The sequence below is a fragment of the Brevibacillus sp. NPDC058079 genome, from assembly GCF_042885155.1.
Taxonomy (GTDB): Bacteria; Bacillota; Bacilli; order Brevibacillales; family Brevibacillaceae; genus Brevibacillus.
On sequence record NZ_JBHVSO010000004.1, the window covers coordinates 61,792 to 87,180 of the forward strand.

25 protein-coding genes are annotated in these 25,389 nt (G+C 50.0%); 10 read left to right on the forward strand and 15 right to left on the reverse strand.

What is annotated here, in order from left to right:
* Positions 1–30: 30 nt before the first annotated feature.
* On the reverse strand, positions 31–1,413 hold the full coding sequence (locus ACFVS2_RS13465) for an aminotransferase-like domain-containing protein (protein WP_390234639.1): 1,383 nt from the start codon (positions 1,411–1,413) through the stop codon (positions 31–33).
* A gap of 122 nt (positions 1,414–1,535) precedes the next feature.
* On the opposite strand from ACFVS2_RS13465, the gene ACFVS2_RS13470 reads away from it, so the two are divergent.
* Positions 1,536–1,952 carry a GNAT family N-acetyltransferase gene (locus ACFVS2_RS13470; protein WP_390234641.1) on the forward strand — a complete coding sequence of 139 codons (417 nt, stop codon included), beginning with the start codon at positions 1,536–1,538 and terminating at the stop codon, positions 1,950–1,952.
* Here ACFVS2_RS13470 and ACFVS2_RS13475 read toward each other — a convergent pair.
* Positions 1,939–3,003 carry a CapA family protein gene (locus ACFVS2_RS13475; protein WP_173620541.1) on the reverse strand — a complete coding sequence of 355 codons (1,065 nt, stop codon included), beginning with the start codon at positions 3,001–3,003 and terminating at the stop codon, positions 1,939–1,941. The two genes, ACFVS2_RS13470 and ACFVS2_RS13475, sit on opposite strands and share 14 nt — an antisense overlap.
* 238 nt (positions 3,004–3,241) lie before the next feature.
* On the opposite strand from ACFVS2_RS13475, the gene ACFVS2_RS13480 reads away from it, so the two are divergent.
* Positions 3,242–5,836: a winged helix-turn-helix domain-containing protein gene (locus ACFVS2_RS13480; protein WP_390234643.1), complete on the forward strand. Its 2,595-nt coding sequence runs from the start codon at positions 3,242–3,244 to the stop codon at positions 5,834–5,836.
* Here the strand turns inward: ACFVS2_RS13480 and ACFVS2_RS13485 are convergent.
* The 4 genes from ACFVS2_RS13485 to ACFVS2_RS13500 all read right to left on the reverse strand — a co-directional run bounded on the left by ACFVS2_RS13485 (position 5,833) and on the right by ACFVS2_RS13500 (position 8,645).
* Positions 5,833–6,699, reverse strand: coding sequence for an SDR family oxidoreductase (locus ACFVS2_RS13485; protein ID WP_390234645.1), 867 nt, complete (start codon positions 6,697–6,699; stop codon positions 5,833–5,835). The two genes, ACFVS2_RS13480 and ACFVS2_RS13485, sit on opposite strands and share 4 nt — an antisense overlap.
* Positions 6,696–7,202, reverse strand: a complete 507-nt coding sequence (locus ACFVS2_RS13490) for a hypothetical protein (RefSeq protein WP_390234647.1) — start codon at positions 7,200–7,202, stop codon at positions 6,696–6,698. Before ACFVS2_RS13490 ends, ACFVS2_RS13485 begins: the two co-directional genes overlap by 4 nt.
* Before the next feature lie 96 nt (positions 7,203–7,298).
* Positions 7,299–7,829, reverse strand: a complete 531-nt coding sequence (locus tag ACFVS2_RS13495; RefSeq protein ID WP_390234650.1) for a MarR family winged helix-turn-helix transcriptional regulator — start codon at positions 7,827–7,829, stop codon at positions 7,299–7,301.
* 45 nt (positions 7,830–7,874) lie between these two features.
* Positions 7,875–8,645, reverse strand: coding sequence for a 3-hydroxyacyl-CoA dehydrogenase (locus tag ACFVS2_RS13500; protein ID WP_390234653.1), 771 nt, complete (start codon positions 8,643–8,645; stop codon positions 7,875–7,877).
* Between the two features lie 200 nt (positions 8,646–8,845).
* Between ACFVS2_RS13500 and ACFVS2_RS13505 the strand changes: the two genes are divergently transcribed.
* The gene (locus tag ACFVS2_RS13505; protein WP_390234655.1) at positions 8,846–9,034 is read left to right on the forward strand and encodes a DUF418 domain-containing protein; all 189 of its coding nucleotides are present in this window, start codon (positions 8,846–8,848) and stop codon (positions 9,032–9,034) included.
* Positions 9,035–9,129: 95 nt separating this feature from the next.
* A complete protein-coding gene (locus tag ACFVS2_RS13510; RefSeq protein ID WP_173620546.1) occupies positions 9,130–9,603 on the forward strand; it encodes a GNAT family N-acetyltransferase in 474 nt (157 codons plus the stop codon).
* A gap of 56 nt (positions 9,604–9,659) precedes the next feature.
* Here ACFVS2_RS13510 and ACFVS2_RS13515 read toward each other — a convergent pair whose 3' ends face one another.
* The 7 genes from ACFVS2_RS13515 to adhP form a co-directional block, all read right to left on the reverse strand.
* Positions 9,660–10,679 (reverse strand): tripartite tricarboxylate transporter substrate binding protein, encoded by a 1,020-nt coding sequence (locus ACFVS2_RS13515; RefSeq protein ID WP_390234659.1) that lies wholly within the window; start codon positions 10,677–10,679, stop codon positions 9,660–9,662.
* Positions 10,669–12,195, reverse strand: coding sequence for a tripartite tricarboxylate transporter permease (locus tag ACFVS2_RS13520; RefSeq protein ID WP_173620548.1), 1,527 nt, complete (start codon positions 12,193–12,195; stop codon positions 10,669–10,671). The genes ACFVS2_RS13515 and ACFVS2_RS13520 overlap by 11 nt, the downstream gene beginning before the upstream one ends.
* An 18-nt stretch (positions 12,196–12,213) precedes the next feature.
* On the reverse strand, positions 12,214–12,687 hold the full coding sequence (locus ACFVS2_RS13525) for a tripartite tricarboxylate transporter TctB family protein (RefSeq protein ID WP_390234661.1): 474 nt from the start codon (positions 12,685–12,687) through the stop codon (positions 12,214–12,216).
* Positions 12,688–12,804: 117 nt separating this feature from the next.
* Positions 12,805–13,098 carry an HD domain-containing protein gene (locus tag ACFVS2_RS13530; protein WP_390234664.1) on the reverse strand — a complete coding sequence of 98 codons (294 nt, stop codon included), beginning with the start codon at positions 13,096–13,098 and terminating at the stop codon, positions 12,805–12,807.
* Positions 13,099–13,256: 158 nt separating this feature from the next.
* On the reverse strand, positions 13,257–13,379 hold the full coding sequence (locus ACFVS2_RS13535; RefSeq protein ID WP_255653922.1) for a hypothetical protein: 123 nt from the start codon (positions 13,377–13,379) through the stop codon (positions 13,257–13,259).
* Between the two features lie 3 nt (positions 13,380–13,382).
* On the reverse strand, positions 13,383–14,666 hold the full coding sequence (locus ACFVS2_RS13540) for a helix-turn-helix domain-containing protein (protein WP_173620551.1): 1,284 nt from the start codon (positions 14,664–14,666) through the stop codon (positions 13,383–13,385).
* 361 nt (positions 14,667–15,027) lie between these two features.
* Positions 15,028–16,041, reverse strand: a complete 1,014-nt coding sequence (gene adhP, locus ACFVS2_RS13545; protein ID WP_390234667.1) for an alcohol dehydrogenase AdhP — start codon at positions 16,039–16,041, stop codon at positions 15,028–15,030.
* Between the two features lie 259 nt (positions 16,042–16,300).
* Here adhP and ACFVS2_RS13550 point away from each other — a divergent pair, with 259 nt between their 5' ends.
* From ACFVS2_RS13550 to ACFVS2_RS13570, 5 genes are read left to right on the forward strand one after another with little or no spacing between them, the layout of a single operon-like run.
* On the forward strand, positions 16,301–17,449 hold the full coding sequence (locus tag ACFVS2_RS13550) for an iron-containing alcohol dehydrogenase (RefSeq protein ID WP_390234670.1): 1,149 nt from the start codon (positions 16,301–16,303) through the stop codon (positions 17,447–17,449).
* Between the two features lie 10 nt (positions 17,450–17,459).
* Positions 17,460–18,773, forward strand: a complete 1,314-nt coding sequence (locus ACFVS2_RS13555; protein ID WP_390234673.1) for an ATP-binding protein — start codon at positions 17,460–17,462, stop codon at positions 18,771–18,773.
* Positions 18,742–20,178, forward strand: a complete 1,437-nt coding sequence (locus ACFVS2_RS13560; RefSeq protein ID WP_390234675.1) for a sigma-54-dependent transcriptional regulator — start codon at positions 18,742–18,744, stop codon at positions 20,176–20,178. Before ACFVS2_RS13555 ends, ACFVS2_RS13560 begins: the two co-directional genes overlap by 32 nt.
* A 35-nt stretch (positions 20,179–20,213) precedes the next feature.
* The gene (locus tag ACFVS2_RS13565) at positions 20,214–21,449 is read left to right on the forward strand and encodes a benzoate/H(+) symporter BenE family transporter (protein WP_390234678.1); all 1,236 of its coding nucleotides are present in this window, start codon (positions 20,214–20,216) and stop codon (positions 21,447–21,449) included.
* 26 nt (positions 21,450–21,475) lie between these two features.
* Complete coding sequence (locus tag ACFVS2_RS13570) at positions 21,476–22,036, forward strand: hypothetical protein (RefSeq protein WP_390234681.1); 561 nt, start codon at positions 21,476–21,478, stop codon at positions 22,034–22,036.
* A 51-nt stretch (positions 22,037–22,087) separates the two neighbouring features.
* Here the strand turns inward: ACFVS2_RS13570 and ACFVS2_RS13575 are convergent, their stop codons facing one another.
* Positions 22,088–22,963 (reverse strand): SDR family oxidoreductase, encoded by an 876-nt coding sequence (locus tag ACFVS2_RS13575; protein ID WP_390234683.1) that lies wholly within the window; start codon positions 22,961–22,963, stop codon positions 22,088–22,090.
* A 119-nt stretch (positions 22,964–23,082) separates the two neighbouring features.
* Between ACFVS2_RS13575 and ACFVS2_RS13580 the strand changes: the two genes are divergently transcribed.
* Positions 23,083–24,039: a helix-turn-helix transcriptional regulator gene (locus tag ACFVS2_RS13580; RefSeq protein WP_390234685.1), complete on the forward strand. Its 957-nt coding sequence runs from the start codon at positions 23,083–23,085 to the stop codon at positions 24,037–24,039.
* On the opposite strand, the gene ACFVS2_RS13585 is transcribed toward ACFVS2_RS13580, so the two are convergent.
* Positions 24,008–25,201, reverse strand: coding sequence for an MFS transporter (locus ACFVS2_RS13585; protein WP_173620560.1), 1,194 nt, complete (start codon positions 25,199–25,201; stop codon positions 24,008–24,010). The two genes, ACFVS2_RS13580 and ACFVS2_RS13585, sit on opposite strands and share 32 nt — an antisense overlap.
* Positions 25,202–25,389: the final 188 nt, after the last annotated feature.

Genomic DNA, 25,389 nt, shown 5'->3' on the forward strand with positions numbered 1-25,389 from the left:
TTCTGCCCATTCCTCAAGTATACATAACCACTAGATCCAATCGATGATCCGCGACTGCCCCTCTTTTCTTTGCTTCTGCAAAAGTCCAGTAGCAGTCTCAGCTAACAAGGCGATCCCTCTCTCTATTTTATCTGCATCTGTTTGGATAATGCTAATTCGCAAGCCGTTTTCACGCGGGAAGGTAGGCAAATAGCTCTGGTTCGTGGACATGATCCGCACGTTTTGTTGGTGCAACGCTGCGATGATATCCTGAGCGTCCAGCTCATCGGGAAGCAGCACTCTCGAAAAAATCCCGCCTGTTCCGATTTGTGCGTGAAGCTGCGGGGGAAGATAGCGCCGGCAACACTCTGCCAATGTCTCCATCCGCAGGCGATAACGTTCCCGAACAAGGGCAGCATGATGGTCGTACATCCCGCTATTCAAATACAGCTCCAAGGCCGCCTGAGATAAGACAGCCGTACTGGAATCGCACGATGCTTTAAACAACCGAAACGTTTCCATCACGGAAGGGGGCAGGACGACTGTCGCCAATCGAAGTCCGGGCAGCATGATCTTAGAAAAGCTTTTCACGTACAGGACTCGACCTGATTGATCGTAGCTGTAGATCGGGTCTGCCTTCAGACTGGTTTCCATGTCTGCCAGATAGTCATCCTCGACGATGTATACATCGTAGCGCTGAGCCAACTTTACGATTTGTTTCTTTTGCTCCGTTGTATAGCTTGTCCCCAACGGATTGTGAAACCGGGGAACCGTGTAGAAAAACTTGATTTGGTTGTTGCGAAAATGCCGCTCCAGCTCATCCATATCGATGCCTGCTGCAGTCCGCTGGATGCCCAGAACGGTAACTCCCAGTAGCTCGAGTGAACGCAGCATGCCGTGAAAGGTGGGCTGTTCGACTAGCACTGCACTCTTTCCATTTGGAAACGGCATCGAGGCGAGCAGATGCAGCGCTTGCTGAGCGCCGGAAACGACGCAAATTTGCGAAGGGGATGCAAATACTTGTGATTGGGCGAGATGGCTCTCCAATGCCCGTCGCAAGGAAAAAAAGCCCTGGGGGTCCGAATAAGAGAACAACTGATCCTCATACAATTCAATCGCACGGTTTAGACAATGCTGGAAATCTTTGAATGGCATGACTTCTGAGTCAGGGCTGGCTGCGGTAAAGTCAATTCGCTCCTCTGGAAAACGCGCCCTTTGAAGAGGGCGAAGGACCGCGTAATAACCGCTTTTGGGAATGGAGTAAATCAGGTGCTCCTTTTCCAGCTCTTGATACGCCCGTATCGCCGTATTCAAACTGCACGACCAACGCTCGGATGCAGTACGAATCGACGGCAGCTTCTCCCCTGGCTTGATTGTATGGGTGCGAAGCTGCTCTTTGATGCTGTCTTTCACCACTTCGTATTTATTCTTCATCCCGTTCACTCCCCCGTCATCTGTGTGGGTACAGATTCACTTTTCTCTCCTTTATGCGCCCTAGTCCCTTGAGTATAGTGAATCGTAAGCAAAGGAGTAAATACAAATACGGAGGGATACAGATGGAAACAAGACACGCGACACTGCCTTACAAAATCAGTGATGAGAAAGCTTTACTCGATGTCGAACGCATCAGCGATTGGCTGTCGACAACGTATTGGGCGTCAGAACGCTCCAAAGAAATGATCATAAAAAGTATCGAAAATTCACTCTGTTTCGGCTTGTATGGTGAGGATGGACAGGCTGGGTTCGTCCGGGTCGTGAGTGATTACGCGACAATTTCCTGGGTGTGTGATGTCTTCGTCGACCCAAAGCATCGAGGTAAGGGATTGAGCAAATGGCTCATGGAGGCGATGGTGGAACATCCAGACATCCGTCATACGAGCATGATACTCGCTACTCGGGATGCTCATGGTTTATACGAACAGTATGGTTTCACACGAAGAGAAATGATGCGGCGACTCGTTATTGAGGCTTAGACTCGCTAACCTCGCCTTTTGCGTCAACGCTCGCCCCATAGGAAATGCGGTTGAGCTTGTCGATGATCCTCTTTGTGTTTTTCTCGTCCATCGGAGCAGGCTGACCGTTCGTGAGCTTCACCGGGATCACGCGGCTCTTGCTCCCGTCTTTTGAAAAAGTCAGTTGGACCATCATGGCTTCGCGACCTTTCGGATTGCGCGAGGTGGTAAACACAAAATTCCCTACGCTGTAGTAGATCGGCACCTTTTTATAAAACTCGACGCCCATGATCGAATGGCTGTGCGACCCGACAATGGCATCTACACCGCTGTCGATCAGCTTTTTCGCCATTTCGCGCGCATATGGTTCTGGGTAATCCTTATATTCCCGATTCCAGTGCATGACTGCAATCGTTATGTCTGACTCCGCCACTGCCTTTTTTACATGGGACAGCATCGGCTCATAAGAGTAGGCATGTGCGAGACCTGGCTTGTTTTTTCGCGCATACCAACGCTCATTTGGAAGGACACGGCTAATCCCGATGACTGCCACGCGTTTCCCCTTGATCGTTTGGATGTAGGGAGCGAATGCTTCTCCTTCGTTTCTCCCCGCCCCCACGTAGCCGATCTTCACCTTTTTCAGATGCTCCATCGTGTCATAGAGCGCGTCCATTCCGTAATCCAGCGAATGATTATTCGCCAGGTTGACCACGTCGAAACCCGCGTTCACGAGCCCCTTCAACGACTCTGGCTTCGCACGATAGGTATATTCCTTTTTCTCCGGACGTCCCCGCGTACTGACTGGTGTCTCCAGATTGCCAATCGTCAGGTCTGCCTGCTTGAGAAAATCCGCTGTTTTTTGAAACGGATAATCTACGCCGTACCGCCCGATCTGATTCCCGACGCTCTTATCCAAAATCATATCCCCGACAAACGCTACTTGAATGGAATCCTGCTCCTGCACATCCCCTTCGCTGCTCGCCTGGACGGCGACCGATTCCGTTCCCATTGCAACACAGAGCATCGCAGCAGCTACCACATTTACGGCGTATTTCCATCGTCCAATCTTCATTCCTCTATCGCCCATCTCTCTTTTTTGCTTCCATTCTAGAAGGCGTGGGATGTGAAGCCTGTTGAAGCATGTCTGGCTTCCATGGAAATTTCTCGCCGAAAAGTGACGACCATGCAAAAGATGGCGGTTTAGGGCCAGCTTCTTTGGACAAAAGATTCTTTCTTTTTTCAAATGTCGATTTTTGCCGATACCAAGTATAATGGTCAAATAAGATTCTAATACATAGGACGGTACAAACATGCTCCATCATTCCATTATGCTGAAAACCAAAACAGCAATGCCCGCCGTTCGGTCAAATAGCGTTCATAGGAGCCGACTGCTGCAAAAAATGGACGCTGGTCTGCAATGCCGACTGACCACGTTATACGCCCCAGCCGGTTATGGAAAAACGACCTTGCTCAGTCAATGGGCGCATCAGTACGGCGGTACCACTGTATGGCTCTCACTCGATGAGATGGATAATGACCTGATTCGCTTTTGGAGATACATCGTATTTACGCTATCTGCATCTGACTTCACAGAACTCTCCGAACGAATGGAACCAGCCATGAAGGCGACCAGTCATACCTCGATCTTTACCTTCATCGATTCCCTGCTCAATGAACTTGCTTCTACGACACAGCCCCTTGCTATCATTCTCGATGACTACCACGTGATCTCGGATGAGACGATTCACAACAGTCTCGCTTATTTTTTGGAATATGTCCCGAGCCACGTCCATTTGTACATCGCCAGTCGCAACACGTTGCCTTTTTCTACAGTCAAATGGAACGTACGTCATGAAGTATGTCACATTGAGTCGGGACAATTTCTTTTCAGTCATCAAGAGACGGACAGCTTTTACCGGCAGGTTCACGATTTACCTCTGACCGAAATGCAAATCGAGCAGCTGGTGAAAAGCACGGAGGGCTGGGTCGCCGGCTTGCAGCTCGCTGCCATTTCACTCGTGAATATGGAGAACTACGATCAATTTTTTGCCGGATTCACTGGCTCTCATCGCAATATTTCGGAGTATTTGTTTCATGAAGTGATCATGCGACTCCCAGAAGAGGAGCGCGGCTTCTTGCTCAAAACCTCTGTGCTGGTGAGAATGGACGCTCACGTGTGCCACGCTCTGACTGGCCTGCCCCAATGCCAACAAATGCTAACCAACTTGCACCGCCAAAACATTTTCTTAATCCCGCTGGATGATTACGGGACGTGGTATCGGTACCATCATTTGTTTGCCGATTTTTTGCGCAGTCAATTGGAGCAGACAGCTCCCGGAGAAGCACGTGAGCTGCACCGGCTAGCCAGTGAGAGCTATGCGGAGCGTGGAATAATGGACGAAGCGATCGATCATGCGATTGCCGCTGCCGATTACCCGTTGGCTGTAAGATTATTGGAGCAACATACTCAGGTACTGCTCCAACGCGGCGAGTTTTCCAGCTTTCTCAGAACGCTGGACAGCATCCCTGATCACGCGAATTATTTTTCACCACTTTTTCGTCTGATCTATACGTTCCTCTTGGTTACCTGCGTTCAAATAGATAGGGCGGAGGTGGCCCTCACTGAATTGGAGCAAACGATTCCGTCCATAGAAGACTCAACAGAGCATCGGCAGTTTTTGAGCGGTCTGTTTTTTGTCCGAGCGAATTTGGTGTTCGCCACTATGGATTTTGATCGCTGGATCGCCAGTTCTTCACAGCTTAGCGGAGGGTTGCCTGAAAGTCCGTTGTTTTACCACTTTAATTACAACACGACAGAACCATTTATTCGGCGTACGAGATTCGGGTTAAAAGGCATCCTGTCCGAGCAGACAGAGGTTGTAGGCAATCAGTTCTCTGACATACTCGAAGCAAATGGATGGAAGGATTCCTTGATCAACTTGTATGTCGTTCAGGCATTAGCGGAGGGGTTTTATGAGGAAAACAGGCTGGAAGAGAGCCTTGATTATCTGCAGCGCGTTCGCTACGTTGCCCTGCACAAGCAAATTCCTGGCCTACTCGTCCCTTATGTCCTGACATCCGCCAAAATCAAGCTGGTAGAGGGGAATTTTGTCGCGGCCCGCAAAATCGTTTCGGAGACAGTAGAAATGCTCGCGAGCTGGGGTGCTTCGTATTGGTTCAGCCCGTTACAAGCCTTTCTCGCACTCATCGCGATCCAAGAAGGCGACATCGCTTTGGCGAAAGTGGAGTTGTCCAAGCTCCCCCCTTCCATTTTGAATCAACCAAGCATCCAGAGAGAATTAGAGGTTTTGACCTATGTCCGTTTGCTGCTCGCCGAGCGGCAGGAACAGGAAGCCTTGCGTATTTTAGCGATCCTAAAGCCATCCAGCATTCGTGAGGAGCTATTGATCAGTCAGGTAGATATCGCCATTCTGCAAGCACTCGCCCACCAGCAGTGCGGCAACAAAAAAGAAGCGCTGGCTTTCCTCCACGAAGCACTCTTGATTGGCGGAAACAACTGCTACGTCCGTAGCTTTCTGGACGAGGGAACGGCGATGTCACACCTTTTGCACGATTACCAACTACGATTGAGAAAACGATCCCAACAACCAGTTCCGTCCGTATCAGCTGCGTATGTCAATCAACTGCTATCCCTTTTCCCCAAGAAAATGGAAAAAAGAAAAGCTCCTTTAATCGAGCCGTTAACTGGAAAGGAAATGATTATCCTTTCCATGCTGGCCGAAGGAGCATCTAACAAGAAGATTGCCGATGAGCTAGGGAATACGCTCGGGACAGTCAAGGTGTATTTGCATCGGATCTATGGCAAACTCGGTGTCACCAATCGCACACAAGCTCTTTTGAAAGCTCAAGAAATTTCGCTGTTAGAAAATAGCCCTGTTGATTAACGGAACTTTTCAATATGTTCATGCAGAAAAGCGTCCAGCTTGCGAGGCTCTCTGCCGAGGACGCGCCCTACATCGTCTGTCGGCTTTTCTAGGATCGCTACTGACATAGCTTGAATTTCAACGACATGACTGGCGAGCCACTCCGGCATGTTTCCGTACTCCATCAGATCATGTCGGAGTGCTTCGCTATCCTTGTTGATGTACGTGATATGGCGGTCGAGCAGCTCGGACAGCTTGCTCGCAATTTGCGGATAGCTGAAAACCTCAGAACCCGTCAGTGTGTATACACGACCTGCCTTTTCGGGATGGGTCAATACCTCTGCGGCAACATCGGCGATATCCCGGCAATCGATAAAATTGCATGCTGTTTCGCCCATCGTGCCGAAGAAAACATGTTGCGACTGGATCGTCGATGCGAAGCGGAGCAGATTTTGCATAAAGGCGTACGGTCGCAGCACGGTACTTTTCATACTCGATTCTGATAAAGCGCTCTCGATTTCCTGGTGCCATCCCGCTACGGCGACTGGCGCCTTTTCGTCGTAGGCTGGACTGGATATTTTCACGATGTGTTGGATCCCAGCCTCAGCTGCTATGCGAATCATCGATGATTCCAGCTCAACCTGATTGGGACTGTTTGAAAGGGAAAGGAAGAGCTGATTCGCCCCTGCAAACGCTCGGCGCAACGATTCAGGGTCAGAAGCTTCCGCTGCTGCGACTTCCACCGTAGATGCTGCCCGCTCTCCCATTAGCATCTGAAGTTTTTCCGGCGTTCTGCTCAATGCCCGGGTTGGGACACCAAGCTCTATCAATCGTTTCAAAAGTGCACTACCTATGGTTCCTGTTGCTCCCATGACTACGATCATTTTCTCTCTCCTCCGTAATTCCTATTTTGATAATCATGGTTGATGGCACTACGCCACCGCCATGTGATTAACGTGCTGGCGATTATCGCTGATAGCGGGAAGTCGATCCAGACACGACTTAGCCAAGCCAACGATTCACCGGGAGCAAAGATGACGAGTAACTCCGTTGTTAACCATGCTGCCAATAGACCAATCACTGCCATTGTCATCCCCATAACCGCTACCAACGCCAAATGAGGCGTACGGGTGACCCAGCGTTTATGTATACCATGACTCTGTAACCATCGCCCAAGTAGTGCGGCAATCAATGCGGATGTTCCGCCAATCGTGGTCAATGCCCCTATTTGCAGCCCTTTGTCAGCGGTGATCCATCCTCCTATGCTCGCCATGATCGCAGGAGACAAATAAGCCATGATGACTTCTCGCCATACAATAAACGATTTTCGTTCGGAACGTGCCCTCTTGATTGGATAAACACCTTCCGATTTTGCAGGGTCATGCATGTTTTTCACCTCCTTTCCCCTTTCCAGAAAAACAATTAGGAACCTAACTATATGTGGATGAAAATGGGCTAGCTGCCTAGCCCGCTTTCCTGCTTACTATTCGTCTGTCAGTGCCGAGATGCCTTGTGTCACGCGGCCAAGCAGGTCGAGAAACACACTGCGCTCCTGGGTATTGAGCAATCCGACCATCGCTTCCAATCTCGCAAAGTGCTCAGGCGCCATTTCACGCAGCTTGCTTGCCCCGAGCTCCGTTAAAATGACCGATTTTTGCCTGCCATCTTTTGAACTCGCTCGTCGTGAAACAAGGCCATCGCGCTCCAGGATGTCGATCAGACCAGTAACAGTAGCACGTGTTACCCCCAGATGCTCTGCCAGTTGTGACGGTAGCACTTCCCCACCGTTATCTTCAAGGTCTGCCAATAACCGATATCGTCCCGTAGATAAGCCAAATCTGGCAAAATGTATTTCGGCCGCATGCCCAAGCTTGGCTCCTGCCTCCATCAGCCTGGCGGCAACGAGTACAGCTTGCGCATCAACATCGAGTCCATATCGATCAATCTGGCGCTGCGATTGAACAAGCGATGGGATCGCGTCTTCTTGTTTTCTTCCGTTTGAATGGTTTGTCATGGATATAGTATGGCACCTAACTATTTTTCTGTCAACACGGCTTCTCTATTTCGGTGCCATCCTGATTGCCCCATCCAGCCGGATCGTTTCTCCATTCAACATCGGATTGGTGATGATGCTGTTCACGAGCATCGCGTATTCTAGCGGATCACCCATGCGAGGAGGAAAAGGAACAGTCGCACCCAACGCCGTTTTTTCAGAGCGCGGGAGCTGATCGAACATCGGCGTGTCAAATAGCCCTGGAGCAATCGCCATCACACGTATGCCATACGAAGCCAGGTCTCTTGCTAGCGGCAGCGTCATGCTTACGATTCCGCCCTTGGAGGCGCTGTAAGCAACCTGCCCCACCTGCCCTTCAAAAGCCGCCACCGATGCGGTATTGATGATGACACCTCGCTCCCCCTGTTGGTTCGGCTCGTTTCCTGCCATTTGCTCCACCGCCAACCGAATGACATTAAAAGTACCGATCAGATTGACTGAAATGACTTTGCTGAAGGATTCCAGTGAATGTGGACCGCTTCGCGACAGCGTTTTCTGTGCCAAACCGATCCCCGCACAGTTGACCACGGCGTGAATCGTACCAAATGTGCCAGCAGCCTGATCGATTGCCTCCCGCACACTCGCCTCACTCATGACATCCGTATGCACGAACAAAGCATTTTCGCGCCCCAGCTCATTCGCCAGCGCTTGCCCCTTCTCCACCGTCAAATCAAGAATGGCTACTTTTCCCCCGTGTTGAACTACATTCCTCACAGCGGCTTCTCCCAAACCGGAAGCACCACCCGTTACAATGGCAACCACTTCCCGCATATCCAAGCCATTCTCTCCCTTCCTCTACAATTGCATCCGCATTCAGAAAAAAGCTCTGCAAGTTGGATACCAATCGAGTCCCCTCTTGTGGCACGTGGTTTTTACAAGTGATAAGAACTCTAGACCTTCTCAAATCCAGACAGGTATGAGACATCTGTGTCCGGGCAAAGGACAGTTGTGCTTATCCATCTCCAACATTCATTTCCATGGTCAGCCATATCATTGTCGGGCTCGGCTTCCTCGCCTTGATTGGTCGATTCAAAGATCAAACGCTCGCTTTTGCAATCCTCTACGCCATAGGCTTCTTCCTCTTTTCCATTGTACTCACACTTGTATGGAGACGTTGGTTCGAGAGGGGACCGTTGGAGAGCTTCATGAGAAAAATAAGTGGGTAACCATTCTGTGGGTTCATCCGTCTGCTATATAGGAGAATTTTGCTAATCATACATACACCAATTTCGAAGTAGTCAGACGAACTGGAGATGATCTCATGAGTCCTATGGTTTTTTTCAAAAAAGCTGTCCCCGCGAACGCGGAGCAACTCACCCAAATTGCCACTCGCTGCTTCGCAGAAGAAGTCCAAAAGTACGGAGAGGGCCCTGCCGGACATGACCAGCCTGACCAGCACATTTTGTTCATGCAAAAGGCCCATTACTATACGATCTTGCTGGATGACCAGATCGTTGGCGGTTTTTGCCTCATTCCAGTCGATCATGAGCATTTGGAGCTGGGGATCATCTATGTCGATCCTGATAAGCAAAACTTGCGTATCGGAAGCCAAACCATGCAGTTCATGGAGGCCGCCTATCCACACATCAAGAAGTGGACGCTCGATACCGGCTATGAAGCCGTACGCAACCAGCACTTTTACGAGAAATGCGGTTACAAAAAGATCGGCGAGACTGAGCCGAACGTAGTGAGTGGTTTTTATAAATTCAGGTACGAAAAACGGATACCTAAATAGATAGATGGAAAAGGAGAACGGCTACAGGCCATTCTCCTTTTTTTCCTTCGTCGCCCCTATTTTCGAATACCCTTCTTGGTCGCCAATTCCAAGTAGTACGTCGTTTCTGCCTTTGTTTCCTTCGTAAATGCTTCACTGGCCGCATAGGCCGGCTCCACCTGGATTTCACTCAGCTTTTGCAAAAAGGCTGGGTCCTTTTCCATCTTGGCAATCGCTTCTTCCCATTTGCGAATAACCGACTCTGGCGTTCCTTTGGCAAAAGACACTCCCGTCCACCAAAAAACCGACAACCCTTGAATCCCTTGCTCCTCCGCAGTAGGGATGCCAGGCAGGAACTGACTTCGCGTGTCACCGGATACGGCAAGGATTTTGACCTTGCCCGCTTGCAGCATCGGCATGATCTCCCCCACTGTATGCACCGCCAAAATCGCGTGCCCTCCAGCGACTTTTGGAACGGAATCGGAGGCGCCTTTTGTCACGATCATTCTCGTCTTGGCGAAGTCAGCTCCGATCGCATCCAACCACTCTGCTACCCCAAAAGCGGAAAAACCTGCTGGCCCTACAGAAGTCCATGTTAACTGCTCCGGATTTGCGCGCACCCACGTGGAAAATTCGGCGAAATCTTTCCAAGGCGCGTCGGCTTTTACTGCAAAAGCAAGCGTTCCTTTGCCAATCCTGGTCGTATAGACTTGATCCTCGTTTGTAATCGGCGGCGTTTTCATCCCAGCAGCGAGCATCGTCGTATTGGATACATTGACAGCAAGCGCTGTGTAACCATCGTTTTTGGCTTGTTTTAGAGCATACTCCGCTCCAACTGCCCCACCACCTCCCGCCTTGTTGACGACGACGATGGGCTGCCCCCATTCCTTGCTCAAATAATCAGCTGCTGCTCTGGCCACGAGATCGACTCCGCCCCCGGCAGAATACGGCACGATATACTCCACCTGCTTCGATGGATAGGCCGACTCGGTACCTTGATTTCCACATGCGCTAACGGCTGCCGCCAAAAGCAACGACATCATGACAGCCGCCCATTGTTTATACCCTTTCAATGACTCTTCCTCCCTACGCGACATCTACTCCCCGGTCTCGCTCTTCTTTCAGACGTTGCTGTGTCCGGCGGTTCAACATCATGGAGATGATCAAGAGTGCTCCTGCTGCCAGCAAGATGGTCAACGATAAAGGCCGAAACAAAACAATGCTGAGATCACCTGAGCCCATCGCCATCGTTTGAATGAAGGATTCTTCCAGAAGAGGTCCCAAAATAAAGCACAAAACCAGCGGAACAACTGGCCATTTATATTTGGAAAAAACATACCCAAGTCCGCCAAACAAAAACGCTACCCACACATCAAACATGCTGTTCCGCACACTGTATGCCCCAATCGTGCAGAACATTAGGATGATCGGAGCCATGATGCCATATGGTACCCTCGTCAATTTGACCCACACCCATACCATCGGGAGGTTCAGCACGAGAAGCATCGCATTTCCCACGAACATCGAGGCGATGACCGTCCAGACAAAGCCCGCATTTTGTTCAAACAAAACAGGGCCTGGCGTCAATCCGTAGATCATCAAGCCTGCCAACAAAATCGCCAATGGCGGTGAAGAGGGAATCCCGAGCGAAAACAGCGGGATGAAGCCCGCACTGCTGGTCGCATTATTCGCTGCTTCTGGTGCCGCCACCCCTTCGATCGTTCCCTGACCGAACTTCTCGGGATGCTTCGATAGCTTTTTTTCCATATCGTACGCCAAAAACGACGTGATCGCAGCCGAACAGCCAGGCAGCAATCCAAGAAAAAAGCCGATAATCCCGCCCCTCAGCATAGGCCCGGCACTTACTCTCAAGTCTTCCTTTTTCGGGTAGACACTACCTGGCTTGCCAATCAGGGTAGCTGTGCGTTTTTCATCAATCCCTTTGAGGACTTCCGTAATCGCAAACAACCCGATGATGATGCTAATCATGTCAAAACCGCCGACCAATGCTGGGACGCCGTAATCAAAGCGCGGCATGCCAGAGGATGGTCCCAGCCCAACTAGAGCGAGCGAATAGCCGAATGCCCCCATCAAAAACGATTTGACCAATGATCCTCCTGATAAACTGACCATCAGCGTGAGAGCCAGAATCATCAGCGCAAAATATTCAGGCGGTCCGAATTTTAACGCTTGATCTGCCAGAATGGGAGCGAAAAAAACGAGGCCGATTACCCCGAGTACCCCTGCACCAAACGAAGCCAGTGCGGATATCCCCAATGCCGGCCCACCTCTCCCTTTTTTCGCGAGCGGATAGCCATCCAGACACGTGGGGACTGACGATAGCTCCCCAGGGATATTGAGCAGAATCGCCGTCGTCGAGCCACCGTACATGGCACCGTAATAAATACCTGCCAACATGATCATGCCTTGTGTCGGCTCCAGTACGGCTGTCACCGGAAGCAGAATCGCGATGGCAGAAGTGGGACCGAGACCGGGCAATACACCTACAAAGGTGCCAATAAGAGCGCCGAGTGCTGCCATGAGCAAATGCTCCGGGGTGAGGGCTGAAGCAAAACCAGCCAGTAATAGTTGGAACGTCTCGATGATCAGCACCTCCTAAAAATGCGTGCTCTAAAACAAATCTCCTCCAGGCAGTGTGATATGCAGCGAGTAGATGAACACCACATACAGACCCCCTGTCAAAAGGACGGAGTACACAATGGACGTGCGCCACCGGTAACTGCCGATCAGTATAAAAAATGCAAAGGAGACAAAGAGCGTAGCCATTGTGTAACCGATCGCGCCGAGCAGCCAGACATACAGTAACAGGAATAAAAAGCAAAGCAGCAGGCGCAGCCTTTTTCCAAGAAGAAGCGGTCCAGGATTTGGCGAAGAGGCTTCCTCCGTCACACGGAATGATTGAACTAGCAGCACACCTCCGAGCATGAAAAACACTAAGCCAAGAATCGCAGGCAGCGTGTGATCCCCTACGTACAACGACGTCGAAAATGCCTCCAGACGATAGGCCTCGAACGATATGCAGACTCCAAGGATCATACTTAGAAGGGCACCGATAAAATCTGGCTGATTATCCAGGCGTCTCATGTGTATCACCTCAGCAAAAAAGCTACCATCAGCCTATGGCACATGCGCCCATTGTGTGCGAAAGCAGAAAAAAACTACCATAGCCAGTCCGCACGGGACACAGCATATGGTAGTCGACTAGACTTCGATTTCTATTTGGTCGATCAGACGAATAATGGCATGGGCGACTTTCGCTTCATACGTCTCATTGCTTTCGAACTCGCTCCAAAGCTCTTTGATATCGCCATTCGAAACATCGTCTATTCGCAGTCCGCGAAAGGAGGACCCTGAGACGGAGGCGACATCGTGGATCATCAGCATTTTCAAAAGCTTCTCCATATTGGCCTGATTGCGGATCAAATGAGGCTCCATCCGCTTAACCACCATCCATAATTTTTGCGAATTGACCATCGTCGTCGTCACCATCTGCATCCGCTACCCCCATACCAATTATAACTATATATAACTAGTTATAATTAATTATAACGAATTACTCAAGTAAAAATGTTGTCTTCCGACTGTTGTGGTCAGTTTGGCAAGTAAAACAAATGCCCTCCAATTGGAGGGCATTGATCGTATTGTTCAGATGATTACCAAGGCTCCGGCCAACCATATTGTATAATCGAAGTTGTTTGCTTGGCTGGTTGTTCTACTAAAACTGGTAATGTAATGAAGGCGGTTAACATACACAAAGACAATATCCATTTCTTCATGACCTATACCTCCTGTTTGGTTCTATGATTACTTCCATTATACACGTTTACCAATTTATGGAGTATATCAAATGGAAGATTTTTTTTCTGTGACACATAGAATTCAAAAAGAACGCTAAGACTCTTATCTGCTTGTTTTATCTCATTGATTGCGCGATAGTGATTCACGCTTTCCACAAGACTCTCGATTCCTAAGTCTACTTCATTATTTTGAATGCAAAAGATGCCCTTCGTTCGAAAATACAGTCCCAATTGATTGTATTGATTCGGAGTAGTGAGACTCTTCGGCAAGATAGCTGCTTCTGCCAAAAATAGTTCTCGGATTTTCGCTTCTTCTCCTACCTGTATATAAATCTCCAACAAATCATTCGCGATCACAATCTTGTCATCTTGTGATTGCTGCGCAAGACATTCTTGTAATACTGGAATGGCCTTATCAAATTTCCCTGTCTTTCCGTATAGTTTCCCCCGAATATGTCTGGCATGTTTATGTACTTCGGGATAATCGAACATTTCGTATCTCTCCAGATAAAAATGTCCCAATGTGTAGTCTTCCAGCTCAAAATAGGAAATGATGATCGCAAGGATCGCTGCTGCTTTTTGCTCACTCTGACTATGGTCGATTTCAAGTCCTTGTTTACACAGATGAATACAATCTGAATAAAATCCAAGACGCAATGCATGGAAGGAGAATTTATAGTAGGTCAAAACTCGCTCATTGATATGCAGATAGGACGTGTAGTGTAATAGCTCCTTGCCCTCTACATAGGTTTGATCTAATTGGCTTAGATTTTCACGTCGAATCATATATCGTTGGAAAAGCGATCTTGCCAGGTACAGAGGAATTCCATGCTCACGTGAGTAGTCACAGATCACGTCATAAAGAGCCAAGCGCAGTTCTTCATTCCCTTCCGTTCCTGCCGTTTGATACAGATAGTCTAAAGAAAGAAATGTATTGCTTTTGGGACAATTTAGCAATTGCAAAGCTACTTTGTTGGTAAGAACCACATTCTTCTCTTGCATCACGGCCTCTAATAGAGTCCGAAGTGTCGCTTCGCGCTTAATTTTATGTAAATAGGGTACGATCGCTGTATAAAGTGGAATATCCAGTACTTTTGCCAGTTTCATTACATGCTGCATATTTGGTAAAGTAAAAGCATCGGATTCTATCTTACTAATGGTTCCAGAAGCTACACCTGTTCTTTCTGATAACTCAGTCAGTGTTAAGTTTGCTCTATTTCGATATACTCGTAATATGCCCCCAAAGGTTTTTCCCTCTGAAATCACAGCAAATACACCCTCCTGATGATTCCTTTTTATGGATATGATAGCACAATAACCCACGAATGATATAATCGATTTGAATCATTTTTTAAATAGATTACACTTTTTTACTGATTTGGTGCTACTACCATTATGCAAAAAGCTTTTCTTAGCATGCAAGCGTTTGCTCAACAATAAGTGTTCTAGTAGAAATGAATCTCTCGCCCTCTTAGATTTACAATCAAAAAAGAAAAGCCGCGTAGGCTGAAGCGGAGACTGGAAATTCGCTTCTTCCCCCCACAACAGCTCCTTTCATAAAAAAAGCTGTAGCCAGGACCATGCTCCAGAAAAGCATAGCCCGACAACAGCTTCACATATCCCTCGACTACTCCATCGTCAAAACAACCCGGCCATTAATTTGACCTTTTTCCAAACGCTCCAATACTTCGTTGATCTGATCAAGCGGCTGCGTCTCGATGATCGCGCGAACCTTGCCACGTGCTGCAAAATCAAGTGCTTCTTGCATATCCTTGCGCGTCCCCACAATGGAGCCTTTCACCGTCACGCCATTCAACACCGTGTCAAAAATCGGGATGGGCAACTCTGCATTCGGCAAGCCAACAACGACTAGAGAACCACCGCGTCGAACGGATTTGTATGCTTGTTCAAATGCCTTCTTGGTGACTGCCACGCTGATCGCACTGTGGACACCGCCCACCTGCTCTTGAATAGCTTGTACCGGATCAACCTCACTGCCGTTTACTGTCACATCTGCCCCTAGTTCTTTTGCCAAGTCCAGCTTTTCCTTGTGAATATCGACCGCTACGACGTTGTAGCCCATCGCCTTGGCATATTGGAGAGCCACATGTCCCAAGCCGCCGATGCCGTAGATCGCAACCCATTCACCCGGCTTCACGTTTGCTACCTTCAATGCTTTATAAGTGGTTACCCCTGCGCACAGGATCGGCGCTGCTTCCACATCGCCCAGCTCATCAGGAATGCGTGCCACGTAAGCAGCAGGCGCTACGCAATATTCAGCATAGGCACCGTCAGCGGAATAGCCCCCGTTTAACTGTTGCATGCACAGTGTCTCCCAGCCTGTCAGGCAGTAGTCGCATTCACCGCAAGCGGAGAATAACCACGGAATGCCTACACGATCACCAATTTTCAGCAAGGTAACACCTTCCCCCAGCTTTTCGACAACACCTACACCCTCATGTCCAGGAATCAAAGGCAGCTTTGGCTTCACAGGCCAATCCCCGTGTGCCGCATGCAGGTCCGTATGGCAGACACCACACGTTTTGATTTTTACCAGAACCTCACCGTGTCCGACCTCTGGAATGGCGACTTCCTTTACTTCCAGCTTTTGATGGAACTCGTTGACTACTGCTGCTTTCATCTTGACCTTCCTCCTCTTTTTTCCCCTTCAGGCATGTGCGTAAAGGGCAGGTGTTCTTCCCGCCTCCTACTAATTGCAAGCAGTATGCCAACAGGAAAGCGCCTAACCATTCAATCATTTAGCCGTTTCCTTTCTTCGAAGCAGCCGATATTGCGGCACATGGGCCGAAAAAACGGCCCGCTTGCCAACCTTTTGGCCGAAAAAGGGTATTCATCCTTGCCTGCGGTATTACTACGTAGTGGAAAAAGGGGGCGAACGCATGCAAATATCCAAGTTCATGACACCGGAAATCATTTTCGGGAACCAGTCTCTCGGCCAGGTAGGGGAAAGCTTGCGCCGATTGGGAGCTTCTCGCGTCTTTCTTGTCAGTGATTCTGGTGTCGCAAACGCAGGCTGGGTCGAGCGGATCATCTCTTACTTACAGCAGCAAAAGCTCGACTACCATCTATGGACCAACGTGACAGCCAATCCGAAAGATTACGAGATTCATGCCGGGATTGCCGAATATCGCGCCAAGGAATGCAATGCGATTCTCGGTGTCGGTGGAGGTAGTGCGATCGATGCAGCCAAGGCTATCGCGCTGTTGGCTACCAACGCGGGCAGCATCGTCCAATACGAAGGCGTCGACAATATCCAGCATCCCCTTCCTCCCATGGTGATGGTACCGACGACAGCCGGCTCCGGTTCGGAGGTTTCGCAATTTTCCATCATTGTAGACAGTACACGCAAGGTGAAAATGGCGATCATCTCCAAGTCACTCATACCCGATATCGCCATCATCGACCCGCAAACCTTGATGACCAAAGACAAGCTGCTCACTGCCAATACAGGCATAGATGTGCTGACACATGCCATTGAATCGTATATTTCGCTCGCTGCAACGCCGCTTACCGAGGTGCATTCGCTGCAAGCCATGCGTCTCATCGCCAAGCATTTGCGCCCATCTGTCGCCAGTCAATACAATACAGAGGCCAAGCAAGCGATGGCCATGGCGAGTCTTCAAGCAGGAATCGCTTTTTCCAACGCCATACTTGGTGCTGTGCATGCCATGTCCCATCAGCTCGGGGGATTCCTCGACGCTCCGCATGGCGAGGTGAATGCCATCCTGCTCCCCCACGTACTCGAGTACAACTACATCGCAGCACCGGAAAAATACAGGCTAATCGCAGAATGCCTCGGGGAAAACACGGCGGGCTTGAGCACACATGCCGCCTCTCGTCTCACACTCAAAGCGGTCAAGGAGCTGGTAAGCGATCTGGAGGTGCCCCAATCGTTGTCGGCCATCGGGCTGCATCCAGAGCAAATCGACCTGCTCAGTAGTCTCGCCGTACTGGACGTGTGCATGACGACCAATCCCCGTGACATGACCATCCACGATGTCGCGACGTTGTTTCGCCAAGCCTTGTAGGAGGTTCGTCATGCATACCAAACAAGAGATTTTGGAAAAATTGACCGGAATTCAATCCTCGCGAAAAAGCTATTACAGTGAGCTCGTCTATCTGATCGAGGAGATGAAAAAGAAAAACAAGCAGCTCGCCGTCATTAACCAGCTGACACAAATTCAGATCAGCGCCACCTGGCAACAAACAACCAGTTATATCGCCGCACAGCTCTCGCAAATTCTCGTATTCGAGCATTTTGCCCTGACCATCGTGAAGGGAGGCATGCTCTCCTCCTATCTCGCCAAGTGGACTGACGGGGATTGGCAATGCCATACGCTGACACAGACCGTTTCAGTGGAAGCCCCTGTGCTTACCGGGCAGGTTCATCTTACGCTTGCCGAAGTGCTGCCTGAGCATCACGCCACCTCTGTTCCGCTGCGCAGTCAATTGAATCAGACCTTTGGTTTTCTGACACTCTTACGCCAAACAAAGCAACCAGTCGATCGGGACGAAGTCGAATTGATCCAGCTAGTCGCCAGCCATGTCGGTGTCGTCGTAGAAAATAGCCTGCTTTTTCAAGACGTGAATGAAAAGATCAAAATCGAAGCCCAACTGATTCAATCCGCAAAAATGGCGGCGATTGGCGAGATGGCTGCCGGCATTGCCCATGAGCTGAACAGTCCGCTCACGGCCATCCTCGGAAACTCTCAATTGCTCATGCGCGAGATGACAGATGCCTCAGAGTCTCCCTTGATGAAAGACATCTATCAATGCGGGGTGCGCTGCAAAAAGATCATTCAAAACTTGCTCACCTTCTCGCGGCAGGAAGAGTACTTGTTTTCCACCACCTCTATTGACGAAGTCGTGGAGGACGTACTCGGGCTGATTGGCTACCAGCTATCTGTTTCCGGCTTGACCATAACCCGGGAAATGTCCGAGCCTCCTCTGCTGTTTCATGGAAGTCGTCATCAGATCGAGCAAATTGTGATCAATCTCCTGTTAAATGCACGAGACGCTGTGGCAGGCAGGGAATCTCCACACATTGTCATCCGTTCCTTCCTCGTACAAGAGGAGAATAGCTCTTTCGTAGGCTTATCCGTTTACGATAACGGCACAGGCATTTGTGCAGAACAGCTTTCGCAGATTTTTCAGCCCTTCTTCTCGACGAAGGAACGGACAAAAGGGACAGGTCTCGGGCTTTCCGTCAGTCTTGGAATTGCAGAAGCACACGGCGGGAAGCTGTTTGCCGAAAGCGTGGAGGGAGAGTACAGCAAGTTTACGATGCTTTTGCCACTGTTAGCTGACGAGGAGGGCAACGATGGAGAAAAAACGGATTTTGATTGTGGATGATGAAACAGAAGTAACTACCTTTTTTACCTATTTCCTCAAGAAAAAAGACTGCGATATCGTCGTCGCCAATTCTGGCAAGGACGTGGAACGGCTGCTTCACTCGGATTCTACCGGCTTTCACGCTGCACTCGTGGACCTGAAGCTGCCAGATGCCGACGGATTGACGCTGCTCAAACAGATCAAGGCAGTATTTCCCGCCTGCGAAGTCTTGATCATGACGGGCTTCAGTACGATTAAATCGGCTGTGACAGCGATGCAATGGGGCGCACGCGATTACTTGGAGAAGCCGTTCGACGATCTGGACAGTCTGGAGCAGGTCATCGACACGGTGCTCTCTTCTTCCAGCAAACAAAGTGATCACCTATCCCAAGAAGCCGCCCAATATGGTATCGTGTATTCATCTGACAGTCCGATGGCCAATGTATGCGCAATTGCCAAAAAATTAGCAAAAAAGGCGATCCATGTGCTCATTGAAGGAGAAACGGGTACCGGCAAGGAGCTAATGGCCCGTTTTCTCCATGGAGCAAGCAATCGCGCCCAGCAGCCTTTTGTTGCTTTTAACTGCGGGGCAGTGCCGGAATCCTTGCTGGAAAGTGAGCTGTTCGGCTATGAAAAAGGCGCTTTTACCGGAGCGCTCAAATCTCGTAAAGGCTTGTTCGAGCTGGCACATAACGGAACGCTGTTTCTTGACGAGATCGGGGAGGCTCCCCCTTCCGTCCAAGTGAAGCTCTTGCGTACGCTAGAGACAGGAGAGTTCATGCGCGTCGGTGGCGAGCAGATCGGCCAGAGCAATATTCGCTTTATTTCTGCTACCAACCGCGATCTGGAGCATGAAGTCGGGATGAATCGTTTCCGCAGTGACCTGTTGTATCGTCTGGAAGGGATCAAGCTATCGATTCCTCCTCTCCGCGAACGGATTCAGGATATCCCCACAATCGCGCACTACTACTTGCAAAAGCGCAGTGGAGGCCCGTGCGAAATCGACCAGGATGCCATCGAGCTCTTGCAGCGCTATGATTGGCCGGGCAACGTCCGCCAACTGATCAACGTACTGAATCAAACCATCGCGTTGCACGAATGTGAGCGACTGCGTGCCGAGCATTTGCCAGCGAATTTACGGAGCCGCACGGTACAGGTGCATCCACCCACTGTCCCCAAACGGATAGAACAAGTTATCGATCACGAATGCGAGCGCTTTGTCGATACGATACTCCGCCTTGTCACCTCTGTAGACGGGATCGACTTCGATTATTTAATCAAGCGGGTTAAACAGCTCGAAGGCGAGATCGGGCGTACGATTATCGAAAAGGGCTTGACCGAAACGAATGGAAACAGACAGCTTTTAAGCAAAAAATTAAACATCACCAAACGGACGATTCGCTACATTTTGAACGAAAAAGCATAACGTCTGCATTGGCGCATCTAGGAGGCATTCACGTCGTGGTACCCGAAAAACCTTTCTCGACCCTGAAAAAAATCCCTGCTGACTTCTCTCTATCTGCCGTTATTGTTGGACTCATCGCCACGATGGTCTCCTATGCAGGACCATTACTGATCGTCTTTCAAGCTGCCAAGGGTGCCGGACTCAGCGATGCAGTCCTCGCCTCTTGGATTTGGGCCATCTCGATAGGGAGCGGCTTGACGTGCATTGTGCTCAGTATCTGGTTTCGCACCCCGATCATCACGGCTTGGTCGACGCCGGGGGCCGTTCTGTTAGTCACCAGCTTGACGGTATACTCCTTTCCCGACGCGATTGGCGCGTATATTTTTTCGGCCGTGGTCATTACGCTCGTCGGTGTTTCCGGTTTGTTTTCCGTCTTAATGAAATACGTCCCGCAGTCGATTACGACCGCCATGCTCGCGGGGATTCTCCTGTCTTTTGGCGTAGAAGTCTTTGTTTCCATGCAGCACTTGCCTGCATTGGCTCTGCCGATGATCTTTTGCTACCTGTTCGCCAAGCGCTGGTCTCCACGGTATGCTGTCGTTCTTACGCTTTTCGTCGGCTTGGGTGTCGCCTTTCTTTTGGGACGTTTGCAAATGGACAATGTCCAGATGTCCCTCGTCCAGCCCATCTTTACGATGCCGACGTTTTCTCTCGATGCGATCATCGGCTTGGGGATTCCATTGTGCATCGTCGCGCTTGCCTCTCAGAATGCCCCAGGAATTAGCGTCTTAAAAGCAGACGGGTACGATACACCTGCTGGACCGCTCGTAACAACTACTGGCATCGCTTCGCTATTGCTCGCTCCTTTTGGTTCACCAGGCATCAATCTCGCGGCGATTACAGCTGCGATTTGCACGGGAAAAGAAGCTCATCCGGATCATGCCAAGCGCTACATTGCCGGAATTGCCTGTGGCGGCTTTTACTTACTTTTCGGGATGTTTGGCGCTACAATGGCTTCGGTGTTCGCTGCCTTGCCCAAAGAATTGATTGCCGTCATTGCTGGCTTGGCTCTGTTTGCCTCGCTCAGTTCCAGCCTCGCACAGGCGATGAGCGAAGCGAAGGAACGGGAATGCGCCTTGGTTACGTTTCTCGTCACGATCTCCGGCATCTCCATTGGCGGAATCGGTGCTGCTTTCTGGGGCTTAATTGCGGGAGTGATCACCCATCTGATTTTGAATGGCAATGTGAAACGCTGGTTTGTGAAAAAGAAGGATACGCAGCCGTTGGCATAAGTGCCTAAACGTGAGGAGAGTGTCCCGTGAAAAAATGGTTTGGTGTCATCACTCTTTCAGCTTTCCTTTTAGCGGTCGGCTCTGCTTGCACGACGAAGGAATCCACACACTCCTCGAGTGGTTTTGCATTATCGAAAACTTTTTCATCCACAGAAGAAATCACCCAAGACGCCATGGTTATTTTGAAAGGTACCGTTCCAAAAGCATACAAAGAAGAAAAAACCGAATCCCTCGTATTCTATGTGTATGAAGTAGCCGTGGACAATGTGTTTCAAAACCTCACCGATCACCAGATTGAGGCAGGAGATACGATCAAGCTGTATCGCATCGTAGGTTATCAACCTGATAAAGATAAAGAGATCGCTCCGATTGCGGATCATAAGCAGACTGAAATTCCTGAAGGAGAGTATCTTCTGTTTCTCAACGGTGGTTATGATGAAGAAGTTGGTCAAGTGAGATGGTTTCCAAATACCCCCAATCAGTTATTTAAAGCGACTGGTGGGGTCAGCGACACCGAGTATAAGAACGTGTTTGTGTCAGACGAGATTCCATCTATTACGGAAGATAATGTACTGGATGCAATCTAAGAAACGGCTCCTCGAATGAATCTGAGGAGCCGTTTTGTATGTTCCCTGAAACTAGCGGTAAAACCCTTGTTCCTCTGCGTAATTTCCCCAATGCGGGCGGCTACCGTCTCTATCCCTAAAAGGATACTCGTCCGACAAGCCCCATGTACTGACCGTCTTCCCTGTTTTTTCTGCGACAGCCGGGTCCGAAGCCAGCGCAACCACTGCTCGACCGATGTACGTAGGTGTTTCCGACATGATGAAGTGCTTATCTTGCTTAACTGCCTCTCTCCACGTCTCTTCTGTCACGCAAAAAAGATCAAGCATCGCTTCTGAGCGTAGGAAGCCCGGTGTTAATGCCAACGCGGTAACCCCGTGGGGGCGCAGGTCCTCTGCCATCGACGAAGCTAGATGAATCGTCGAGATTTTTGCCAAGCTGTAGTACAGATTGCCGCGGTACCGATAGTCGATTCCGTCCGTAATCTCGATGATCAGCCCTTTTTTCTGTGCCACCATGAGTGGAACCGCATAATGACTGGTGATCATATGCGTACGAATGGCTCGCTCTTGCATCAAGAGGCCGTCTGCCAATGGCTGCTCCCAGAACGGCGTCCCCCAGTGAGTCAACGGATCTCCACCCCAGATGTCATTGACCAAAAGATCGAGCTGTCCATTTTGCTCCGCTTTTACTCGCTCAAAGAACGCTTTTACCTCTTCTTCCTGCGTATGATCGACTCGCACAGCGATCCCGATTCCGCCGCTTGCCGTCACGAGCTCTGCTGTCTCTTCGATCGTCTCCTGTCGCGCCATATCAGAGTGCTGACCACGCACCGTGCGTCCCGTCACATATACCGTCGCCCCTGCTTCTCCCAGACTGACCGCGATCCCCCGACCTGCTCCTCTTGTGCCGCCTGCTACCACCGCTACTTTGCCTTGTAATGGTTTCATTCGTAATGCCTCCTTATCGATTCATACATCAAGAATAACGAAGTAAATATGACAACCGCTGTCATATTCGTTAAGATACAATCAAAGTAATGTTGTTTTTACTTCTAGGAGGGCTTCTTATGCGGGCAGATCGACTTCTTACGATCTTGTTGCTCTTACAAAACCACGGTCGCATGACTTCCAAGCAATTAGCAGAAAGGCTGGAGGTGTCCGAGCGAACCGTTCATCGTGATATGGAAGCTTTGAGTGCGTCAGGCGTTCCCGTCTATGCGCTGCGCGGTGCAGATGGGGGCTGGGCTCTGGCAGAAGGGTATCGCAGTAATTTGACCGGAATGAAAATAGATGAGCTGCAATCACTTCTCGTAGCCTCCCCTGCTGCCTTGTTGAATGATCTCGGGCTGCATGAAAACTATGAAGCTGCTTTTCTCAAGCTGTTGTCCGCGCTGCCAAAAACCGTTCAGCAGGACGCCATCCACGTACGCCAGCTCCTTCATATCGATGGGGCTGGCTGGCATGAATCGACGGAGACGTTTCCGTTCTTATCCATGGTTCAAGATGCCGTATGGCTTTCCCGCAAGCTGTTCATTCGTTACATGCGCGAGGATGTAGCCGTAGAGCGCATTGTCTGCCCGCTCGGCCTCGTCGCCAAGCGAAGCATTTGGTATTTGGTCGCCCAAGTGGACGAGGACATGCGGACGTACCGGATTTCACGACTGTTGGATGCACAGCTGTTAGATGATGGCTTCATCCGTCCAAGCGATTTCGACCTCGCTTCTTATTGGGAACAATCCACAATGGACTTCAAGTCCAGCCTCCCACGTTATCCTGCCCGGTTGCTAGTCAAAAAAGAGACGTTGCCTGCTGTAAAACAGGAGCGTTATATAAAAATAGCTTCCACCCAAGCCGCAACAGACGACTGGATGGAAGCAAAGGTTGAATTTCACACACTTGCATCAGCATGTTCGCTGGTGCTCAGCTTCGGCCCGCACATTCAAGTGTTAGAGCCACAAGAGCTGAAACGTGAGGTCGCAGAGCAGGCTCGCGCTATACTTCTCCTGTACGAGGGCCAGAATTAGCAAGCACCTTCGTTTCTCGTCCGCAAACGAGCAGGACGATGGCTCCCACGATCAGCACTGCGGTAAATACACTAAAAATGAATGTGTAGCTGTAATGATGTGACGAGTAGTAACCGACGAGATACGGCGCGATAATACTGCCGATTCTTCCGACACCGGATGCCATACCAGAACCGGTAGCGCGCAGCGGTGTCGGATAATTTTCCGGCGTATACGCGTACAAAGCACCCCAAGCACCCAGATTGAAGAAGGACAAGAAGGCTCCCGTCACCAACAGCTCCATGGTGCCACTGCTTTGTCCAAAAGCGAAGGCCATCACACCGGTCATGAACAAGAAGGTCGCCAGCGTCCATTTCCGTCCCCATTTTTCCACGAAATAGGCTGCCGCGAAATAGCCTGGCAGTTGGGCCAATGTCATGATCAGTACGTACTGGAAGCTTTTGATCATCGTAAAGCCTTTGTCGACCAAAACAGATGGCATCCATAAAAACATGCCGTAGTACGAGAACGCAATTGCAAACCAGACAACCCACAGCGTAATCGTCTCTGTCCGATGGGACGTCAACAGCGTTGCAATAGGAATGTTCTCGGCCTGCTTTTGAAACTGTGGAGATTCAGGAATGCTCCGCCGGGCAAACAAGGCGTACACGACAGGCAACGCCCCGATCATAACAGCCACGCGCCAGCCGTAGTCCGGAATGATGAAATACGATATGACTGCTGCTGCAATCCAACCGACTGCCCAAAAGCTCTCCAACAGCACAACCGTACTTCCTCGCTTCTCCGGTGGCGCAAACTCGTTTACCAGCGTCGAGGCTACCGGCAGCTCGGCACCCAAGCCTAGTCCCATTAGGAAGCGGAATAGCAGCATGGTCGCAAAACCAGTTGCGAAAGCGCTCGCAAAGCTCGCCAAGCCAAACAAGACCAAGGTCAGCAAAAACACTGGCTTGCGGCCAACTCGGTCAGCCAAATAGCCACCTACAATCGCCCCAATCGCCATGCCGACGAGATTGCCCGTCCCTAGTAGCCCGGCCTCTTCCCCTGTCAAACCCCATTCCTGTCGTAATGCCACCATAATAAAAGATAAAAGTGCAACATCCATGGCATCGAACATCCAGCCAAAACCGGCTGCCCAAAAAACTTTTTTGTAAGGCTTTGACATTCTCGTTCCCTGCTTTCCTTTCTTTTGCGCATGATATTCGCGCCTAGTTATCATTTCGTTTTTTCGTCCAATATCCTGCTCGCAGAAAAAAGTTCGACTATTGTGATAGTAGGCTTTCCCAAGAAGCTCCATTCTAACCAAAGCATGACGAAAAGGCAGTCCGCTGATTCGTAAAGACCGCCATTTTG

Bases quoted from the DNA above. Each gene is read 5' to 3' on its own strand.
- ACFVS2_RS13550 (WP_390234670.1), top strand. From the start codon at position 16,301: ATGCAAATATCCAAGTTCATGACACCGGAAATCATTTTCGGGAACCAG.
- ACFVS2_RS13575 (WP_390234683.1), bottom strand. From the start codon at position 22,963: ATGAAACCATTACAAGGCAAAGTAGCGGTGGTAGCAGGCGGCACAAGA.
- ACFVS2_RS13470 (WP_390234641.1), top strand. From the start codon at position 1,536: ATGGAAACAAGACACGCGACACTGCCTTACAAAATCAGTGATGAGAAA.
- ACFVS2_RS13515 (WP_390234659.1), bottom strand. From the start codon at position 10,679: ATGTCGCGTAGGGAGGAAGAGTCATTGAAAGGGTATAAACAATGGGCG.
- ACFVS2_RS13490 (WP_390234647.1), bottom strand. From the start codon at position 7,202: ATGCATGACCCTGCAAAATCGGAAGGTGTTTATCCAATCAAGAGGGCA.
- ACFVS2_RS13465 (WP_390234639.1), bottom strand. From the start codon at position 1,413: ATGAAGAATAAATACGAAGTGGTGAAAGACAGCATCAAAGAGCAGCTT.
- ACFVS2_RS13505 (WP_390234655.1), top strand. From the start codon at position 8,846: ATGGTCAGCCATATCATTGTCGGGCTCGGCTTCCTCGCCTTGATTGGT.
- ACFVS2_RS13560 (WP_390234675.1), top strand. From the start codon at position 18,742: ATGGAGAAAAAACGGATTTTGATTGTGGATGATGAAACAGAAGTAACT.
- ACFVS2_RS13580 (WP_390234685.1), top strand. From the start codon at position 23,083: ATGCGGGCAGATCGACTTCTTACGATCTTGTTGCTCTTACAAAACCAC.
- ACFVS2_RS13510 (WP_173620546.1), top strand. From the start codon at position 9,130: ATGAGTCCTATGGTTTTTTTCAAAAAAGCTGTCCCCGCGAACGCGGAG.
- ACFVS2_RS13525 (WP_390234661.1), bottom strand. From the start codon at position 12,687: ATGAGACGCCTGGATAATCAGCCAGATTTTATCGGTGCCCTTCTAAGT.
- ACFVS2_RS13485 (WP_390234645.1), bottom strand. From the start codon at position 6,699: ATGATCGTAGTCATGGGAGCAACAGGAACCATAGGTAGTGCACTTTTG.
- ACFVS2_RS13480 (WP_390234643.1), top strand. From the start codon at position 3,242: ATGCTCCATCATTCCATTATGCTGAAAACCAAAACAGCAATGCCCGCC.
- ACFVS2_RS13530 (WP_390234664.1), bottom strand. From the start codon at position 13,098: ATGCAGATGGTGACGACGACGATGGTCAATTCGCAAAAATTATGGATG.
- ACFVS2_RS13585 (WP_173620560.1), bottom strand. From the start codon at position 25,201: ATGTCAAAGCCTTACAAAAAAGTTTTTTGGGCAGCCGGTTTTGGCTGG.
- ACFVS2_RS13535 (WP_255653922.1), bottom strand. From the start codon at position 13,379: ATGAAGAAATGGATATTGTCTTTGTGTATGTTAACCGCCTTCATTACA.
- ACFVS2_RS13555 (WP_390234673.1), top strand. From the start codon at position 17,460: ATGCATACCAAACAAGAGATTTTGGAAAAATTGACCGGAATTCAATCC.
- adhP (WP_390234667.1), bottom strand. From the start codon at position 16,041: ATGAAAGCAGCAGTAGTCAACGAGTTCCATCAAAAGCTGGAAGTAAAG.
- ACFVS2_RS13495 (WP_390234650.1), bottom strand. From the start codon at position 7,829: ATGACAAACCATTCAAACGGAAGAAAACAAGAAGACGCGATCCCATCG.
- ACFVS2_RS13475 (WP_173620541.1), bottom strand. From the start codon at position 3,003: ATGAAGATTGGACGATGGAAATACGCCGTAAATGTGGTAGCTGCTGCG.